Genomic DNA, 18,008 nt, shown 5'->3' with positions numbered 1-18,008 from the left:
TTCGCACACTCCTCTCGTTTCTTTTTCACGCCAATACTACATGCCGAACCAAAGAGAGTAACCCTTCTGCGGTTTATCGGGCGCCCTCACTTGATGGTTTATCAGGCGGCCCTACTTGATGGTTTAGCGGACAAGTCTGTGTCTGCGGTTAAGCGGCCGGCCCCTCGATGGTCTGGCGGACTAGTTCGTTTCTATGGTTCAGAGGGCGGAGCCTCTCATAGTTTACTGGCCGGGACTGTGATCACCGATTGAACGCCGGAACCTTGTTGTCGCTTAACGCTCAAACACTCGAACACCTGCTGCGCTCAACGTACGGACCCCAGCTGTCGCTTAACGCTCTGATCGGCCTGACGGCATTTCGCACGGGATCGCCTGCGGCTTTACCGCGCACCCGCTGCTCAAGGCTCGGTACGCCCGTCCCGTTGTTGCTTTGCCGCGTCCCGGTAGGCGCTGGGCGACTGGCCGGTCACTTTTTTGAACAGCATGGAAAAATACTTGTCATTCCCGTACCCGACGCGGGAAGCGATTTCATGGACTGGCGCGTCACTATCGGACAGCAGGCGTTTGGCCTCTTCAATGCGGCGGGTGATCAGGTAGTTGACGGGCGAATCGCCCAGTTCCTTTTTGAACAGGTGGGATAAATAATGCTGGCTGACGTACAGCGTGTCGGCGATTTCTTTTAACGTAATGCTGCGGGTGTAATTTTTATCGATAAACTGCTTGGTTCGGACCGTGATTTCGTTTTTGTCCTTGAACGGGTCAAACGGATGTTTGACGTCGACGATCCGGTATAGGAGCGTAATGAGCGACATCAACAGGTTGTTGCTGAGCGTTTCGTAGCCCAGCACCTGCGAATCGCATTCCTGCAGCATTTCGGACAGGCAGCTTTCCACTTTGTAGGCGTATTTTTCGCACGGAATGACCGGTTCCACATATGCGGGAAGCAGCTGCCCCTGCGGAACGCCGTCGATATGCACGTTGCTTACGCCGCAGTAAATCAATTTGAACGGTTCCGGACTCAGCGAGCGCTCTTCGTGCGGGACGCCGGCATTGTATACGGCCACGTCCCCGGGGCGAACCTCGTACGTTTTGCCCGCGATCCGGAATTCTCCGGCGCCTTCGACAATATAAATAATTTCGCAAAAATCGTGGATCTGCGGCGGGGCGTAAAAACGGCGCTCATCGACGACTTGGCCGGCGAACAGCAGCTCGGGCGTTTTTTTGAAACGGAAACGGTCGCTTTTGCTCTGCGGAATTTCGATTTTCGGCACGCTAGGGTTCCTCCCCACGATCGGATGGTATCCCTATTATATCCCAAGTTGGAAAGGTTGGAAGGGGGGGCGGTTCTAGATTTTCGCGGCCTGCCTGGCCTGGCGTCCAGATTGGAAATCTCCAATGGAATCAGAAATGAAGTGAGGATACAGCAGTTTGATTGGATATTTCCAATAAGGGATGGAGTAACTCCGACGGGCTGAGAAGATCACTAGTGTACGGTACGCGAAATTCACGCCTGCGCAGGCTGCATATTTTCGACGGATAACCTAAATTGGAATCCATGCCGGGGCGGGTGGAGCAGGTTTGCGGGAGAGGTTCACTTTTTTGCGGTTTTGTGCTGCGAATAGGGCAATATAGTAGGTTCTCGAAGCTGGTTAACTCATTTTAAAATGGGACCATATTCCAAGGCCAAGGAGGCAGGACAGGTATGGTTGAAAACGATTACAGATGGAGAAACGGATTTCCGAAAATCGGCATTCGCCCGACGATCGACGGCAGACGGAGAGGGGTCCGCGAATCGCTGGAGGAGCAGACGATGAATCTGGCCAAGGCGGTTGCGCGCCTGCTCAGCGCTGAGCTGCGTTATCCGAACGGGCAGCCGGTGGAATGCGTCATTGCCGACACCTGCATCGGCGGGGTAGCGGAAGCGGCGGCCGCGGCGAAAAAATTCAAGCAAGCCGAAGTCGGCCTGTCGATCACGGTGACGCCTTGCTGGTGTTACGGCACGGAAACGATGGATACCGACCCGATGATTCCGAAAGCGGTGTGGGGCTTTAACGGAACGGGGCGGCCGGGGGCGGTTTATTTGGCGGCGGTGTTGTCCGCGCACGCGCAAAAAGGGCTGCCGGCGTTCGGCATCTATGGGGAAGACGTGCAGGATGAAGGCGATGACCGGATTCCGGCCGACGTGCAGGAGAAACTGCTGCGTTTTGCCCGCGGCGGCCTGGCGGCGGCGATGATGCGGGATCAGGCCTATTTGTCGATGGGATCGGTATCGATGGGGATCGCCGGGTCGATGGTGAACGACGCTTTTTTCCAGGAATATCTGGGCATGCGGAACGAATACGTTGACATGAGCGAATTTACGCGCCGGATCGAAGAGGAGATTTACGATCCCGAGGAATACAAGCGGGCGCTGGACTGGGTGAAAAAGAACTGTCAGGAAGGGCCGGACAACAACCCGGCGCACCTGCAAACGTCCCGGGAGCGCAAGGATCGGGAATGGGAAACAGTCGTAAAAATGACGCTGATCGCACGCGATCTGATGATCGGCAATCCGCGCCTTGCCGAGCTGGGCTTTGAGGAGGAAGCGCAGGGCCATCATGCGATCGCCTCCGGGTTTCAGGGGCAGCGTCAGTGGACGGATCATTTTCCGAACGGCGATTTTATGGAGACGCTGTTAAATTCCTCCTTCGATTGGAGCGGAACAAGATCGCCGTTCATCGTGGCGACGGAGAACGACAGCTTAAATGGCGTCGGCATGCTGTTCGGGTACCTGCTGACCAATACGGCGCAAATTTTTGCCGATGTGCGCACGTACTGGAGCCCTTCCTCCGTGGAGCGGGTGACCGGCTATAAGCTGGAGGGCCGCGCGGCGGTTGGCATTTTGCACCTGATCAATTCCGGTTCGGCAGCGCTGGACGGCACCGGCGAACAGACGAAGGACGGCGCGCCCGCGATCAAGCCGTATTGGGAAATCAGCGAAGAAGAGGCCCAGCGCATGCTGAAAGCAACGGAGTGGCGTCCGGCTTCGGTGGAATATTTTCGCGGCGGCGGCTTCTCGACCGATTATTTGACCCGCGGCGGCATGCCGATGACGATGGCGCGGCTCAATTTGGTGAAGGGGCTTGGTCCGGTGCTGCAAATTGCCGAAGGTTATTCGGTCGATCTGCCAGAGCACGTACACGATACGCTGGACCAGCGGACCGACCCGACCTGGCCGTCGACCTGGTTCGCCCCGATCCTGACCGGCGGCGGCGCGTTTACGAGCGTTTACGACGTCATGGACCATTGGGGCGCCAATCACGGCGTGATCAGCTACGGGCACATCGGCGCTGACTTGATCACACTGGCGTCGATCCTGCGCATCCCGGTCAGCATGCACAACGTGCCAAAGGAGAAAATCTTCCGCCCGCGCGCCTGGGGCCTGTTCGGCACCGAAGACGCGGAAAGCGCCGACTTCCGCGCCTGCACGGCGTTCGGACCGCTGTATAAGTAGAAACCGCTGCGGACGTCCTTTATGGGCGGGATGGGCCAATAATGTATTCTTACAGAGGACAAAATGCAAATTTGTCTTTTCAAAAGAGGACATGAGGTATATAGGGAGCGGCAAGGTGAAAATATCCATATTTGGTGATCAGGGGCAGACTTGTTTCTATATATAGTAGACAGACTGGTTTAAGGATATTACTTTTCTTACTTCAAAGTGTCCACCTTTTGAAAGACATTTTCGCCGAAAGTCCGCATCTAGTGGACGAAATCCCGCTTGTCGAAAAGCCAGTCAGCTAACCGCCAACAATCAAAATCAATATATTAAGCCCAAAAGGAGAATTGCAAAAATGGATCAGGATAATGCCAGAGGCATACGGCAGGAACTTTGCAAATACGCCCGAAAAATCGTGGACAACGGGCTGGTCGTGGGGCCGGGCGGGAACATCAGCGCCCGGGCGGGCGATAAGATGTATTTGTCGCCGAGCGGTTTTGCCCTTGAGGAGATCGGGCCGGAGCAGTGGATCGAAGTGGACATTCCGACGGGACAGGTGACGGATATTGGGCTGCGCCCGTCATCGGAAGTGCTGATGCATTTGTACGGATACCGGCAAAAGCCCGATATCGGCGCCATGGTCCACACCCATCCGCCGAATTGCATCGCTTTTACGCTGATCGAGCGGGAGCTGCCGATCATGTTTCCGGATCAGGCCGCGCTGGTCGGGCGGACGGCGTATATTCCGTACCTGATTCCGACGACCGATCTGCTTGCGGACGCCGTGGCGGCCAAAGTCAACGAGGCGAGCTCGATTTTGCTGGGCAACCATGGGCTCGTGACAACCGGCCGGAATCTTCGGGAGGCGTATTATCGGACTCAGGTTGTCGAGGAGAGCGCGAAGATTTATTTAAGCGCCCGGGCGGCGGGAACGCCGGTGCCGCTGACCGCTCAGGAGGTGGCGGATATCGCCGCGCTGGAGAGTGAGGATTACCGGATTCAGCTGCTCCAAAAAATGAAATAACGGAAGGTGCGTTAAGCATGTCCATGTCTACGAACGTGAGCGAACGGCGACTTCCATGTCCTTGCGTTTTGGCGTTTGATTTGGGAGCGGGCAGCGGCCGCGCCATTATTGGCGAGATTGTGGATGAGGGAGCACAAGGCCAATGCAAGCTCAAAATTACGGAAGTCCACCGTTTTCCGAACGTTCCGGTCCAAATCGGCAGCCATTTGCATTGGGATACGCCGATGCTGCTGCAGGAAATCAAAAACGGGATCCGCAAAGCTTTTCAGGCCGGTTTCCAACCGGCAAGCTGCGGCATCGACACCTGGGGCGTCGATTTCGGACTCCTTGACCATAACGGCGAGCTGCTGGGCATCCCGTACCATTACCGGGATCGGCAGACCGAAGGACTGGTGGAAGAAGTATCCGCCTTGGCCGGTTCGGAGCGGCTGTTTCGCGAGAGCGGGCTGCAGTTTATGCCCTTTAATACGATATATCAACTTTACGCGATGAAAAAAGCCGGTTCCCCCAAGCTGGACTTCGCCGAAACTCTGCTGCTGACACCCGATTTGCTGAACTATTTTCTCACCGGAAAACGGTCCTGCGAATTTTCAATGGCGACTACCACCGGGCTGTACGACCCGGGGCGGGGGGCGTGGAACCGGCAGCTGATGGAGGAACTCGGCCTGCCTGACCGCATATTTCCGGAACCGGTGCCGCCGGGGACGGTGATCGGCGAATTGACGGCCGAGGTTTGCGCGGAGCTGGGCGCGCCGCCGATCAAAGTGGTCGCCGTCGCTTCGCATGATACGGAATCAGCCGCAGCGGCCGTACCGGCGGCGTCTTCGTCCTTCGCTTATCTGGTCAGCGGCACGTGGTCGCTGCTTGGCACGCAAATGCCCGGGCCCTTGCTCACGCAAGCGGTGTTTGAGCAGCAATTTTCCAATGAAGGCGGCGTGGACGTAAGCTTCCATTTGCTGAAAAACATCATGGGGCTGTGGATTTTGCAGGAGTGCAAGCGCAAATGGGAGCAGGGCGGCGACAGCTTCACGTTTGCCGAGCTAGTCAGGCTGGCGGAGGAGGCCGAGCCGCTGCGTTCCTTGATCGATCCGGACGACTTGCGCTTTATGAATCCGGCGGATATGCCGGGGGAAATCCACAGCTACTGCCGGGAGACTGGCCAGCCGGAGCCGGATTCGGCCGGCGGCACGGTTCGCTGCATCCTGGAAAGCCTGGCGCTGCGCTACCGGCAGGTGCTGGAGCAGGCCGAGGCGCTGACCGGCTCGCGTTTTGCCGGCCTGCACATGGTGGGCGGCGGCGTTCAGAACGAGCTGCTGTGTCGCTTTACGGCCGACGCCATCGGACGCCCGGTCTGGGCCGGACCGGTGGAGGCTAGCGCGATCGGCAATCTGCTCGTCCAGTTCAGAGCCGCCGGCCAGATCAAAGATATGCGGGAGGGGCTGGAACTGGTGAAGTCGTCGTTCCCGCTGCAAACTTTTGAGCCGGACAGCCCGGAGCGCCGGGCGGAATGGACGGCAGCCTATGAGCGGTATCTGCGGCTTGCTGTTTCTCCGATCGGCGGCCGTTCCCGTTCCGGCAGCTAGGTGGGCGGATCGTTTACTTACTATAAGAAATTGGGGAGGCCGGTGTATGTTAAAAGGAATTTCCGGCTTGATCACGCCGGATTTGATCAAAATTTTGATGGAGATGGGGCATTCGGACGAAATCGTCATCGCCGACGGCAATTTTCCGGCGGCCAGCCATGCCCTGCGTTTGGTGCGCTGCGACGGGCACGGAATCCCCGAACTGCTGGAGGCGATTCTGCCGCTGTTTCCCCTCGATGTTTATGTCGACCGGCCCGTGTCCTTGATGGCGGTGACGCCGGGGGACGCGGTGGAAACGCCGATTTGGGTCAAATACCGGGAAATCGTGAGCCGGTACCATCCGGTGGACGACAGCGATCCTTTTGAGGAGGTGGAGCGGTTCGCTTTTTACGACAGGGCCAAACAGGCCTATGCCATCGTATCCACCGGGGAAAAAGCGCTGTATGCCAATGTGATTTTAAAGAAGGGCGTCGTCATTCAGGCGCCTTAGAGGCTGTTCTAGCCAGATAGCTGATTCCTGCGGTCTGGGTTCAACGCAACGTTCTGATTGGAATTATCCAATAGAATTGGAAAATCGCTGGTAAATACAACTGCTTGATTGGATTTTTCCAATAGATTAGGCAGGCGGGGGGAGAAACGGGCGCTTTGAGCGAAATCTATTGGATATTTTCCAATTAGAGCTCAAAATTACGCCTGATTTTCGTCAATCTATTGGATATTTTCCAATGAGGCGGTGGGGCAGGCGGACTTTGTCACAGTTATCAACGGGCTACTTCGAAAATCTTCCGTTTAAGGAACGGAGGATTTTTTTTATTTTTTCTTGAAAGCGCTATATCCAAAACGAAACAAATGGTTTAAAATTAAAACAAACAAAAATAAAGAAAAAAACAAATATTCAAAAATGGAGGTAAAACAAAAACATGGTTCAGAACTTATGGGATTCATCCAAAGCAGCAGCATTAACTCCCGGGCTTGATGAACTGGTGTACCGCTCTAACCTGCTGGGCGCGGACCGCCGGGTATGCAATTGGGGCGGAGGCAATACGTCGAGCAAAACGATCGAAAAAGATTTTCGCGGCCGTGACGTCGAGGTAATGTGGGTGAAAGGCAGCGGATCGGACCTGGCGACGATGAAGGCGGGGAACTTTACCGGCCTGCGCATGGACGATATTCGTCCGCTGTTCGAGCGGGAGGAGATGTCCGATGAGGAGATGGTCGCTTACTTGGCGAACTGCATGATCGATGCCAAACATCCGCGCGCGTCGATCGAGACGCTGCTGCACGCTTTTTTGCCGTTTAAGCATGTGGACCACACCCACCCGGACGCGATCATCAGCTTGTGCTGCGCCGATAACGGCAAAGAGATTGCCCGGGAAATTTACGGCGGCCGTTTCGTCTGGGTACCTTATATCCGGCCGGGCTTCACATTGTCCAAGATGATTGCCGAAGGCGTGTTGGCCAATCCCGAAGCAGAGCTGGTGCTGATGGAGAAGCACGGGCTCGTAACCTGGGGCGATACGCCGGAAGCCTGCTACGCCAAAACGATCGCGATCATCAATGAAGCGGAGCGCTACATCGGAGCGAAGATCCAGGCGCAAGCCGCGGAAGGCCGCGTGTTCGGCGGGCGGCAAGCCGAGCCGCTTCCGGCGGAGCAGCGCAAACAGATCGCGGCGGCGGTGATGCCGCTGGTTAGAGGGCTGGCGAGCAGCGACAAGCCGGTGATCGTTACGTTCGACGACGAAGCCGACGTGCTGGAGTTCGCCGGCAGCCAGGATGCCGCGCAGCTGTCGCAAATCGGCGCCGCCTGCCCGGATCACCTGGTGCATACCAAGGTGGTGCCGCTGTTTGTCGACTGGACGCCGAACGCGGATGACATCGACGGGCTGAAGAACAAATTAAAGGACGGCATCGCCGCGTATAAAGAGCAGTATCAGGCTTATTTCGAGCGCAACAAGCAGGCGGACGACGTCATGTTTGACGCCGCCCCCCGCGTGATCCTGATCCCCGGCCTCGGGATGCTGAACACCGGCAAAAGCTGGAGCAACTCCAAGCTAAGCGGTGCTTTGTACCACCGGGCGGTCGCGGTGATGAAAGGGGCGACCGCGCTGGGCCGATTCGTTTCGCTTAGCGAAAACGAGTCTTATAACGTAGAGTACTGGCCGCTGGAGCTGTACAAATTGTCGCTTGCGCCCGCGGAAGCGGAGTTCTCCCGCAAGATCGCTTTTATTACCGGGGGAGCGGGCGGCATCGGCAGCGAAACGGCGCGGCGTTTGGTCCTTGAGGGGGCGCATGTTGTGCTCGCGGACCTCAACCTGGAAGGCGCGCAAAAAGTGGCCGCCGAAATCAACGCCAAATACGGGGAAAACCGGGCGCTGGCGGTCAAAATGGACGTGACGCAGGAAGAGCAGGTGGCGGCCGCCTATGCTGAAACGGCGCTTGCTTACGGCGGCGTCGACATCATCGTCAACAACGCCGGACTCGCCACCTCCAGCCCGTTCACGGAAACATCGCTGAAGGAATGGAATTTGAATATTTCCGTGCTTGGTACGGGGTATTTTCTCGTGGCGCGCGAAGCGTTCAAGTTGATGAAGGAGCAAAATACCGGCGGCAGCATGGTGTTCATCGGCTCGAAAAACTCGGTATATGCGGGGAAAAACGTCACCGCCTACAGCTCCGCCAAAGCGCTGGAAGCCCATTTGGCCCGCTGCATTGCGGCCGAGGGCGGGGAAATCGGCATCCGCGTCAACACGATTTTGCCGGATGCGATTTTGCAGGGCTCGGCGATCTGGAACTCGGGTTGGCGCAATGAGCGGGCCGCCGCTTACGGCATCGAGCCGGATCAACTGGAGGAGTACTACCGCAAGCGGACGACGCTGCTCGTCAACATTTATCCGCGCGACATCGCCGAGGGCGTCGCTTTCTTCGCTTCGTCCAAAGCGGCGAAAACGACCGGCTGCATGCTGACGATCGACGGCGGGGTACCAGCGGCTTTCGTTCGCTAATTTGTTCGCTAATATGAAGACCAGAAAAGACAGGGCAGGAGGATACAGATGTTAGCTGCGGAGAGATATGAAAAAATCGTCCGCCTCGTCAACGAACGCGGCAGCATACGCGTGTCGGAGCTGAGCGAGCTGTGCCAGGTGACCGAGGAGACGATCCGGCGGGATCTGGACCGGCTGGAAAACGCGGGGCGACTGCTCCGCTCCCACGGCGGCGCGGTTAGCGTGCGTGACCATCAGCCGGAAACGCCTTACTTCGAACGCGAGGTCATGCAGGCGGAGGAGAAAAAAAGGATCGCCCGCGAAGCGGTGAAACGGATTCAGCCCCGGGACCGGATTTTGCTCGATGCGAGCACGACGGCCTGGTATATGGCGGCCGATTTGCCGGATATGCCGCTGACTGTGCTGACCAATTCGCTAAAGGTCGCCGCCGAGCTCGGGAACAAGGAGCAGATCGAGGTCATTTCCACGGGCGGGCAGATGGCGCGGCGTTCGATGTCCTGGGTGGGGCCGCTCGCCGAGCGTTCGCTGGACGCGTATCACGTCGACAAACTGTTTTTGTCATGCAAAGGATTCCATCTAGAGCGCGGAATCAGCGAGTCGAACGAGCTGCAGGCCATGGTCAAGCGGAAAATGATCGATATCGCGGACGAGGTCGTGCTGTTGGCCGATGCCAGCAAATTCGGGCAGCAGTCTTTTGCCCATGTGGCTCCGACCGAGCGGCTGCATACGATCATTACCGATTACCGGCCGGATAAAGCGGTTTTGGGTGAGCTTGGCCAGCGGTCAATCGAGCTGATCTCGGTTTGAGCGGATGACCGGATTGAGCGGATGACCGGATTGACCGGAGCATCCGTTGCTGCCGCGAACAACGGTTAGCAAGAAAACGCATGGGAGGTGCCTAAGATGGACATGCAAACGGACGATGAAGTGCGTGCGGAAACAGGGGGGATCGCAACGAGTTCAGCGGTGAAGACAGATCCGGCCGCCGCCCCGGACATCAAGGTGTCGATGTTTATCACCTGCATCAGCGACGCGGTTTACCCGCGCATCGGCGAGGCGATGGCCCGGCTGCTCGCAAGGCTTGGCGTCAAGCTGGAGTTCCCGGAGAAGCAGACGTGCTGCGGACAACCGGCGTTCAACAGCGGGTACTGGGACGAGGCGCGGAAGTCGGCGGCCACGCTGCTGGAGGCTTTTCAGGACAGTGACTTTGTCATTGCGCCTTCGGGGTCGTGCATCGGGATGATCCACCACTATCCCAAGCTGTTCGAACACGATCCCGTCCGGCTGGAGCTGGCGCGGGAGCTGCAAAGCAAATCGTACGAGTTTACGCAGTTTCTCGTGCAGGTCCTGGGTGTCACCGACCTGGGCGCTGTGTTTCCGCATAAAGTGACGTACCATCCTTCCTGTCACGGCAGCCGGCTGCTGGGCATCAAGGACGAACCGATGGCGCTGCTGCAAAACGTCAGGGAACTGGACCTGGTTCCGCTTCCGTTCGCCGAGGATTGCTGCGGCTTCGGCGGGACGTTTGCGGTGAAGATGGCCGGCATCTCCGGGGCGATGGTGACGGAAAAAGCCGACCACGTGTTGGAGACGGAGGCGGAGGTGCTGACCGGGCTGGACATGGCCTGCCTGATGAACATCGCCGGCAATTTGCGTTACCGCAAGCAGCCGGTGCGCGTCATGCATTTGGCCGAACTGCTGTACGAGGGGGTGCGCGAAACATGAGCCAGGGAAGTACAACAGCGTCCCAAACCCAAACTCAAGCCCAAACTCAAGCCCAAACCCGTCCTGCCACGGTCAAAAAACGCGCGGAGCTAGCGCTGAACAACGATTTTTTGCGCAAAGCGGTGCGTTTTACGACGGAACGGCTGCGGAACGGGAAAAAGAAAGCGTCCGAGGATCACGGCCATTGGGAGGAATGGCGGGAGCGCGGGCGGCAGATCCGCCTGCATACGATCGCGTATCTCGACTACTATTTGAACCGGTTTGCCGAGCAGGCCCGGGCCAACGGCGCACACATCCATTTTGCCGCGACCGGCGAGGAAGCGGTCCGCATCGCCCTGGAGATCGCCGAACGCAAGCACGCCGGCTCCGTGGTCAAATCGAAGTCGATGGTGAGCGAGGAACTGCACATTAACAAAGCGCTGGAAAACATAGGCGTGGAGACGGTGGAAACCGACTTGGGCGAATACATCATCCAGCTCGCCGGGGAGGCCCCGTCGCATATCATTATCCCGGCGATCCACAAAAATCGCTACCAGATCGCCGAACTGCTGTCGCGCGAGGCGGGGGAGGAGCTGCCGCCCGAAACGGCCGTGCTGGCCGGTTTTGTCCGGCGGAAGCTGCGCGCCAAATTTCTGGAAGCGGACATCGGCATGACCGGCTGCAATTTCGCCATCGCTGAGACGGGATCGATCGTGCTGTTCGAAAACGAGGGCAACGCCCGCATGGTGTCGACCGTGCCGAAAACGCAGATCACGTTTATGGGCATGGAACGGATCATCCCGTCCTGGACCGATCTCGAAGTGATGGCGACGCTGCTGCCGCGTTCGGCGACTGGGCAAAAGCTGACCGTCTACATGTCCGGCATTACCGGCCCGCGGCGAACCGGCGATGGCGACGGCCCGGAAGAGATGCACATCATCATCCTCGACAACGGGCGCTCCGAGCAGCTCGGCGATCCGGAGTTCCAGGAGCTGCTGAACTGCATCCGCTGCGGCGCTTGCTTGAACGCCTGCCCGGTGTACCGCCACATCGGCGGTCACGCTTACGGCGGCACGTACAGCGGCCCGATCGGGGCGGTGCTGACGCCGGCGCTCAACCGCAATGTGGCCGAATGGGACGACATCGCTTCGGCCTCCAGCCTGTGCGGAGCTTGTTACGAAGCTTGCCCGGTCAAAATCCCGCTGCATGACATGCTTGTTTACCTGCGCAGACGAAAGGTCGAGCGTGGCTATGGAAACAAGCTGGAGAACGCCGGGATGAAAGGCTTCGCCGCCGTGATGGCGAGCTCCAAGCGGTTTCATCAGGCGCTGAAGCTCGGGCGCGTAGCGCAAAAGCTCGTCGTGCGCGGCGGCGAAATTCCGGCGCGGATCGGCCCGCTGACGGGCTGGAACAGCTACCGCGTCGCTCCGAGCCTAGCGCGGCAGCCGTTCCGCGAGCGCTGGGGCGGGCTGGAGCGCGAGCTGAACGCGGCGGCCCAAGCGGCGCAGCCGGCGGCGAGCCGGAACGCGCATGAGCGGCTCCAAGACGCGCTGAAGCAAAGGCTGGCCGGCGGGCAGCAGCCTTCAGGCCGGCAACCGGCCGGCCAGGCATCCGCGCAGAAAGAAGGTCATACGTATGATGGATAAGGAATATGGCCGTTGGCTCAAGGAGATGGAAGCGGATTCGCGCGCCAAGCAGCAGCAGTTTATGGACCGGATCGCGGAGCGCTTGAAGCGGCCGAGGCTGCAGGAGGCTCCGCCGCGGGCCTTTAGGGGAGCGCCGGATTATTGGCGGGAGTTCGCATGGAGTCCGGAGGAGCGGGTTAACCGGTTTGCGGAAAACTTCACGAGCGCCGGGGGGCATGTGGTGCGGCTGGCGGATATGGACGCGGCCAAGGCGTTTATGCTCGGCAAAGCGGAGGAAATGAAGGCGCGGTATATTTTGCGCCAAAACGATCCCGCGCTGGCGGAGCTTGGGTTGGAAGCAGCGCTCACCGCTTCCGGCGCCCGGCTGTCGGTGTGGAACACCGCTGCCGAAGAGCCGTGGATCGCCCGCGCGGCGGAGGCTGATTTCGGCATCGTGATGGCCGATTACGCCGTGGCTTACACCGGCTCCCTGGTCGTCAAATCGTCCCCGGATCAAGGCCGCTCGGTCAGCCTGCTGCCGACGGCGCTGATCGCCGTCGTCCCTGTCGACCGCATGAAGACGCGGCTCGGCGAGGTGCTGGACGAATTTGACGAAGCGGGACGCTCCGCCCTGCCGGCCGGCATTCATTTCATTTCCGGGCCAAGCCGCTCCGCGGACATCGAAAACGACCTGACGATCGGCGTGCACGGCCCTGGCGTTGTGTTTGCCCTGCTGGTCGGTTAGTACAGCACCTCGATATTTTTGTCCCGCAGCAGCTTCAGCCAAGCCTCAGAAGGGCGGCGATCGGTGATCAAATAATCGATCTGCTCCCAATCGGCCAGCTTGACGAAGGCGGTTTTATCGAATTTGGTGTGGTCGGCGAGCAGGATCACTTTGCCGGCATGGCGCAGCATATGCTTCTTGAGCTCGCATTCCGGCTCGTTGGAATCGGAGACGCCCTTTTCCGGCGACATGCCTTTGCAGCTGATGATAGCGGTGTCGGCGTTGTATTTTTGCACCGTCTGTTCGGCGGTTGGCCCGACCAGCGACAGCGAGCGGCCGCGCAGCGAACCGCCGGTCGAGATGACCTGCAGCCCGGAGCCGGCGAATTCCTGCAGCACGCTGACGGAATTGGTGATGACGGTGACGTTGTTTTTCGGCGGCAAGGTTTTCAAAAATTCAAAACAGGTCGAGCTCGGGTCAACCATCAGCGTATCGCCGTCATGGACCAGGTCCATCGCTTTCAGGGCGATTTGCCGCTTGACCTCCACGTTCAGCGTATTGCGGGTCGTATACGGAAGATCCTCGTTCGTGTGCAGGACCAGCATGGCGCCGCCATAGGTGCGGTTGACGATCCCCTCCTTCTCCAGCTTTTCGAGATCGCGGCGGATCGTTTCTTCCGTCACCTCGAACATCCGGCTTAATTCCGACACCAGCACACGTTTGTCCTGATGCAGCAGGTCGATGATTTTTTGCTTTCGTTCAGCCGCCAGCATGGCGTTCACCTCGGGATTCGTTCTTTTTGCAAGGCCCCAATTGGCCTAGGCTTCCATTTCATCATAGCGGTAATCCTTAACCTTATCAATGTCATAAATCAGACAAAAACAAAAATAAAACAACATAAACAATCTTTATTTCGTTGACAACACAGAAAAACGGGCGTAGGATGAAAATGAACATTTCAAAGCGAGGAGCGCTGAAGGGATGAATCATCATATCGCTGTCGATATCGGCGCCTCCAGCGGGAGGCTTGTGGCGGGAGAACTGCAGGACGGTTTGATGACGCTGCGGGAAATCCACCGGTTCGACAACGGCTTTGCGGAGAAAAACGGACATTTTTACTGGGATATCGATCATCTGTTCCGGGAAATTTTGCGGGGGCTGACGGAGGCTAAACGGCTCGGCATTGAAAAATGCACGCTTGGCATTGACACCTGGGCGGTGGACTATGCGCTTCTGGACAGCCAAGGCGAACGGATCGGGGACGTGTTCTCTTACCGCGATCCCCGTACGAATGAGGCGGTGGACGAGGTCCACCGGCAAATGCCGTTTGCCAAGATCTACGCCAAAACCGGAATTCAACACCTCTCTTTTAATACGCTGTATCAATTGTACGCTCATGACCTCCGCGAGCTGGCGGCCGCCGGGCAGATCCTGCTTGTTCCGGACTATTTGTATTATTTGCTGTCGGGGCGGCGGATACATGAAACGACAAACGCTTCGACGACGGCCATGCTGAACCTGCAAACCCGGGATTACGATCCGGAATTGCTGGCCCTGCTCGGGTTGCCGCGGGCGAAGTTTCCCGCTTTGACCGAACCGGGAACGCCGCTTGGCCCGCTGAAGCCGGAGTTGATGCAGGCTTACGATCTTCCCGAATGCGAGCTGATTTGCGCCGCAACGCACGATACGGCTTCCGCCGTGCTTGGCGTACCGGCCCGCGGAGAATCCTGGGGATATCTCAGCAGCGGAACGTGGTCGCTGATCGGTGTCGAGCGGGATGCGCCGCTGGCCACGCGGGAGGCGATGGAGCGGAACTATACGAACGAATGGGGCGCTTACGGGACGTACCGCTTTTTGAAGAACATCATGGGCATGTGGCTGATCCAGGAGGTCCGCAAGGATTACGGAAAACAGTACAGCTTTGCCGAACTCGTCACGCTGGCCGAGGAAGTTCCGCCTTTCCGTTCGCTGATTTCCTGCAACGACGACCGCTTCCTCAACCCCCGGCAGATGACGGAGGAAATCCGGCGCTACTGCGCGGAGACCGGGCAGCCCGTTCCGGATACGCCGGGCGAGGTGGCGAGATGCATTTTTGACAGCCTGGCCTTATCTTATGATTTTTACATTAAAGAATTGGAACGTTTGACCGGGAAAAAAATCAACACCCTGCATATCGTCGGCGGCGGGGCCAACAATGGGCTGTTATGCCAGCTGACGGCGGACGTGCTGGGGATCGCGGTGGAAGCGGGGCCGGCGGAGTCGACCGCTTTGGGCAATCTGGCCGTGCAGCTGGTGAGCTGCGGCGTTATCCGGAATATCGGCGAGGCCAGGGAAATCATCCGGCGCTCTTTTCCGGTTCGCAGTTATGCCCCGCAGCCGGTCGATGCCGGAACGATCGCTGAGGCGCGCAGCCGGTTCGCGGCGCTTACGGCGCCGACGGTCCATCCACAATGAAAAAAAGAGGAGGAGAAAACGATGGAGCAAAGCATAACAAACAGCTATAACGAAGCCAAAAAGCTGTACGAACAACACGGGATTGACGTCGAAGGCGCGCTTAAGCGGCTTGCCCAAATCAAAGTGTCCGTGCATTGCTGGCAGGGGGACGATGTCCGGGGATTTTTGCACAAAGACAAAGAACTGAGCGGCGGCATCGCGGTCACCGGCAGCTATCCCGGCCGGGCGCGGACGCCGGATGAGCTGCGAAAAGACTTGGAGCAGGCGTTCGCCTTGATTCCGGGAAAACATAAGGTGAACCTGCACGCCATTTACGCCGACACGAACGAAGTCGTAGATTTGGATGCCTTGGAGCCGCGGCATTTTACCGGTTGGGTCGACTGGGCGAAGGAGCAGGGACTGGGCCTCGATTTCAACCCGACCTGTTTTTCGCATGATAAAGCGAAAGACGGGTTTACGCTCAGTCATCCCGACCCGGAAATCCGCCGGTTTTGGATCGACCACTGCAAAGCTTCGCGCAAAATCGCCGAATCGTTTGGCAAGACGCTTGGCCAGCCGTGCGTGACGAATGTTTGGATTCCTGACGGTTTCAAGGATACGCCGGTCGACCGCCTGTCGCCGCGGGTGCGGCTGAAGGAAGCGCTCGACGAGGTTTTCGCCGAGGAGATCAGCGAAGAACATAACATCGACGCTGTCGAAAGCAAGCTGTTTGGCATCGGTTCGGAAAGCTACGTGGTTGGATCGCATGAGTTTTATATGGGCTATGCGCTGACGAGAGGCAAAGCGGTATGCTTCGATTCCGGCCATTTCCATCCGACCGAAACGATTTCGAATAAGCTGTCTTCCTGGCTGCTGTTCGGCGATCAATTGCTGCTGCACGTCAGCCGTCCGGTCCGCTGGGACAGCGACCATGTGGTCACGATGGACGACGAGCTGCTGGATATCGCCCGGGAGCTTGTTCGCGGCAATCTGCTGGACCGCACGCATATCGGGCTCGATTTCTTCGACGGCAGCATCAACCATATCGCGGCTTGGGTGATCGGCACCCGGAACACGCTTAAAGCGCTGCTGCGGGCGATGCTGGAGCCGGTCGGCCGGTTGAAGGAGCTGGAGCTTGCGGGCGATTACACGTCCCGGCTGGCGCTGGTTGAAGAATTCAAATCGTATCCGTACGGGGCGATCTGGGATTATTTCTGCGCTGCGCAGGGCGTTCCGGTGAGAGAAGCGTGGCTGGCGGACGTGAAAAAATACGAAGAGAACGTCCTGGCGGTTCGCGGGTAAGATTGCGTTAACGCACTTTCAAAATATATATAAGGAGAGGAACCTGCTGTGAATACGATAACGGAGATGGAGAAAAGCCGGAGTTCGCGGGACTTGGAAATTCCTTTTGTCCGGGAAATGGCGGAGATTACGTATCACATGTGGCGGCTGGGCTGGGACGAACGCAACGGCGGCAACATTAGTTATTTGCTGGACGAAGCAGAGGTGCTTAAATATCTTGGCGCCGGGCAAGAGGAGAAGACGAGAAGCATTCCGCTTTCTTTTCCGGTGAAGGAGCTGGCGGGCAAATATTTTATCGTGACGGGGTCGGGCAAATATTTCCGGAACGTGATCTCCGATCCGGAAGCGAACCTGGGCGTCGTGCGGGTTGCCGCAGACGGGGAGCGGATCTCCGTGCTGTGGGGACTGCGCGACGATGCGGTTCCGACCAGCGAGTTGGCCTCGCATTTCATGAGCCACATCGAACGGTTGAAGGCCGATCCCGAACACCGGATCGTCATGCACTGCCATGCCACTAACGCGCTGGCGATGACGTTCATTCATGACCTGGACGAGAAAAAGCTGACGAAAACGCTGTGGGAAATGTGTACGGAATGCCTGGTCGTTTTTCCGGACGCCGTCGGCATTGTGCCGTGGATGGTTCCAGGCAGCCCGGAAATCGGGCGGGCCACCGCCGCCAAAATGCGCGACCATCGCGTCGTGATTTGGCCGCAGCACGGGATTTTCGGCACCGGCCGCACGATGGACGAAACGTTTGGGCTAATCGAGACGGTGGAGAAGGCGGCGCAGATTTATATGCTGGTCGTGCACCATCCGATCAAGCAAAGAATCACCGACGCGCAGCTGCTCGATTTGGCTAAAGCGTTTGGGGTTACGCCGGCCGCAGGGATATTGGAATAAAGGATACGTACCGAAAAAAACGGGCTCCGATTTGGGGGTCCGTTTTTTTAAACATATCAGAAAGTATAAAATTCCGAGGGAGGAGAATCAGGGGGCTAAGGGACACCAGAGCCGTTATTTGCGAAAAAACGGGAGTTTGCAAAATGTAACGGACACAGATGCCGTTATTTACCTCAAATCGGCCTGGATGAACGGGTTTAGAGCGAAATAGGGCCATTGGTGTCCGTTAGGCT

The 18,008-nt window shown here is 58.0% G+C and carries 14 protein-coding genes; 12 read left to right on the top strand and 2 right to left on the bottom strand.

Annotated features, from left to right (window positions below; all coding sequences use genetic code 11):
- Positions 1-398: 398 nt before the first annotated feature.
- Positions 399-1,271 carry an AraC family transcriptional regulator gene (locus EHV15_RS31220; RefSeq protein WP_128634689.1) on the bottom strand — a complete coding sequence of 291 codons (873 nt, stop codon included), beginning with the start codon at positions 1,269-1,271 and terminating at the stop codon, positions 399-401.
- A gap of 431 nt (positions 1,272-1,702) precedes the next feature.
- On the opposite strand from EHV15_RS31220, the gene EHV15_RS31215 reads away from it, so the two are divergent.
- The 9 genes from EHV15_RS31215 (at position 1,703) to EHV15_RS31175 (ending at position 13,161) form a co-directional block, all read left to right on the top strand.
- Positions 1,703-3,493, top strand: coding sequence for an L-fucose isomerase (locus EHV15_RS31215; protein WP_128634688.1), 1,791 nt, complete (start codon positions 1,703-1,705; stop codon positions 3,491-3,493).
- A 340-nt stretch (positions 3,494-3,833) separates the two neighbouring features.
- Positions 3,834-4,502 carry a class II aldolase/adducin family protein gene (locus EHV15_RS31210; RefSeq protein ID WP_128634687.1) on the top strand — a complete coding sequence of 223 codons (669 nt, stop codon included), beginning with the start codon at positions 3,834-3,836 and terminating at the stop codon, positions 4,500-4,502.
- Between the two features lie 17 nt (positions 4,503-4,519).
- A complete protein-coding gene (locus tag EHV15_RS31205; protein WP_246061839.1) occupies positions 4,520-6,085 on the top strand; it encodes a rhamnulokinase in 1,566 nt (521 codons plus the stop codon).
- A 46-nt stretch (positions 6,086-6,131) separates the two neighbouring features.
- On the top strand, positions 6,132-6,575 hold the full coding sequence (gene fucU / locus EHV15_RS31200) for an L-fucose mutarotase (protein WP_128634686.1): 444 nt from the start codon (positions 6,132-6,134) through the stop codon (positions 6,573-6,575).
- A gap of 430 nt (positions 6,576-7,005) precedes the next feature.
- Positions 7,006-9,087, top strand: a complete 2,082-nt coding sequence (locus EHV15_RS31195) for a bifunctional aldolase/short-chain dehydrogenase (protein ID WP_128634685.1) — start codon at positions 7,006-7,008, stop codon at positions 9,085-9,087.
- A gap of 48 nt (positions 9,088-9,135) precedes the next feature.
- Complete coding sequence (locus tag EHV15_RS31190; protein ID WP_128634684.1) at positions 9,136-9,894, top strand: DeoR/GlpR family DNA-binding transcription regulator; 759 nt, start codon at positions 9,136-9,138, stop codon at positions 9,892-9,894.
- Positions 9,895-10,083: 189 nt separating this feature from the next.
- A complete protein-coding gene (locus EHV15_RS31185) occupies positions 10,084-10,812 on the top strand; it encodes a (Fe-S)-binding protein (protein WP_128635637.1) in 729 nt (242 codons plus the stop codon).
- Positions 10,809-12,437: a LutB/LldF family L-lactate oxidation iron-sulfur protein gene (locus EHV15_RS31180; protein ID WP_128634683.1), complete on the top strand. Its 1,629-nt coding sequence runs from the start codon at positions 10,809-10,811 to the stop codon at positions 12,435-12,437. Before EHV15_RS31185 ends, EHV15_RS31180 begins: the two co-directional genes overlap by 4 nt.
- Positions 12,430-13,161 carry a LutC/YkgG family protein gene (locus EHV15_RS31175; RefSeq protein WP_128635636.1) on the top strand — a complete coding sequence of 244 codons (732 nt, stop codon included), beginning with the start codon at positions 12,430-12,432 and terminating at the stop codon, positions 13,159-13,161. The genes EHV15_RS31180 and EHV15_RS31175 overlap by 8 nt, the downstream gene beginning before the upstream one ends.
- On the opposite strand, the gene EHV15_RS31170 is transcribed toward EHV15_RS31175, so the two are convergent.
- Complete coding sequence (locus EHV15_RS31170; protein ID WP_128634682.1) at positions 13,158-13,913, bottom strand: DeoR/GlpR family DNA-binding transcription regulator; 756 nt, start codon at positions 13,911-13,913, stop codon at positions 13,158-13,160. The two genes, EHV15_RS31175 and EHV15_RS31170, sit on opposite strands and share 4 nt — an antisense overlap.
- A 208-nt stretch (positions 13,914-14,121) precedes the next feature.
- On the opposite strand from EHV15_RS31170, the gene rhaB reads away from it, so the two are divergent.
- From rhaB to rhaD, 3 genes are all read left to right on the top strand, one after another.
- The gene (gene rhaB, locus EHV15_RS31165; protein WP_128634681.1) at positions 14,122-15,594 is read left to right on the top strand and encodes a rhamnulokinase; all 1,473 of its coding nucleotides are present in this window, start codon (positions 14,122-14,124) and stop codon (positions 15,592-15,594) included.
- A 21-nt stretch (positions 15,595-15,615) separates the two neighbouring features.
- Entirely contained in the window at positions 15,616-16,875 is a 1,260-nt protein-coding gene (rhaA, locus tag EHV15_RS31160) for an L-rhamnose isomerase (protein ID WP_128634680.1), read from the top strand.
- Between the two features lie 66 nt (positions 16,876-16,941).
- The gene (gene rhaD, locus EHV15_RS31155) at positions 16,942-17,775 is read left to right on the top strand and encodes a rhamnulose-1-phosphate aldolase (RefSeq protein WP_425464495.1); all 834 of its coding nucleotides are present in this window, start codon (positions 16,942-16,944) and stop codon (positions 17,773-17,775) included.
- Positions 17,776-18,008 lie beyond the last annotated feature (233 nt).

This window comes from Paenibacillus oralis (genome assembly GCF_003863965.1).
Lineage (GTDB): Bacteria > Bacillota > Bacilli > Paenibacillales > Paenibacillaceae > Fontibacillus > Fontibacillus oralis.
This window is presented reverse-complemented; position numbering and strand designations above follow the sequence as displayed.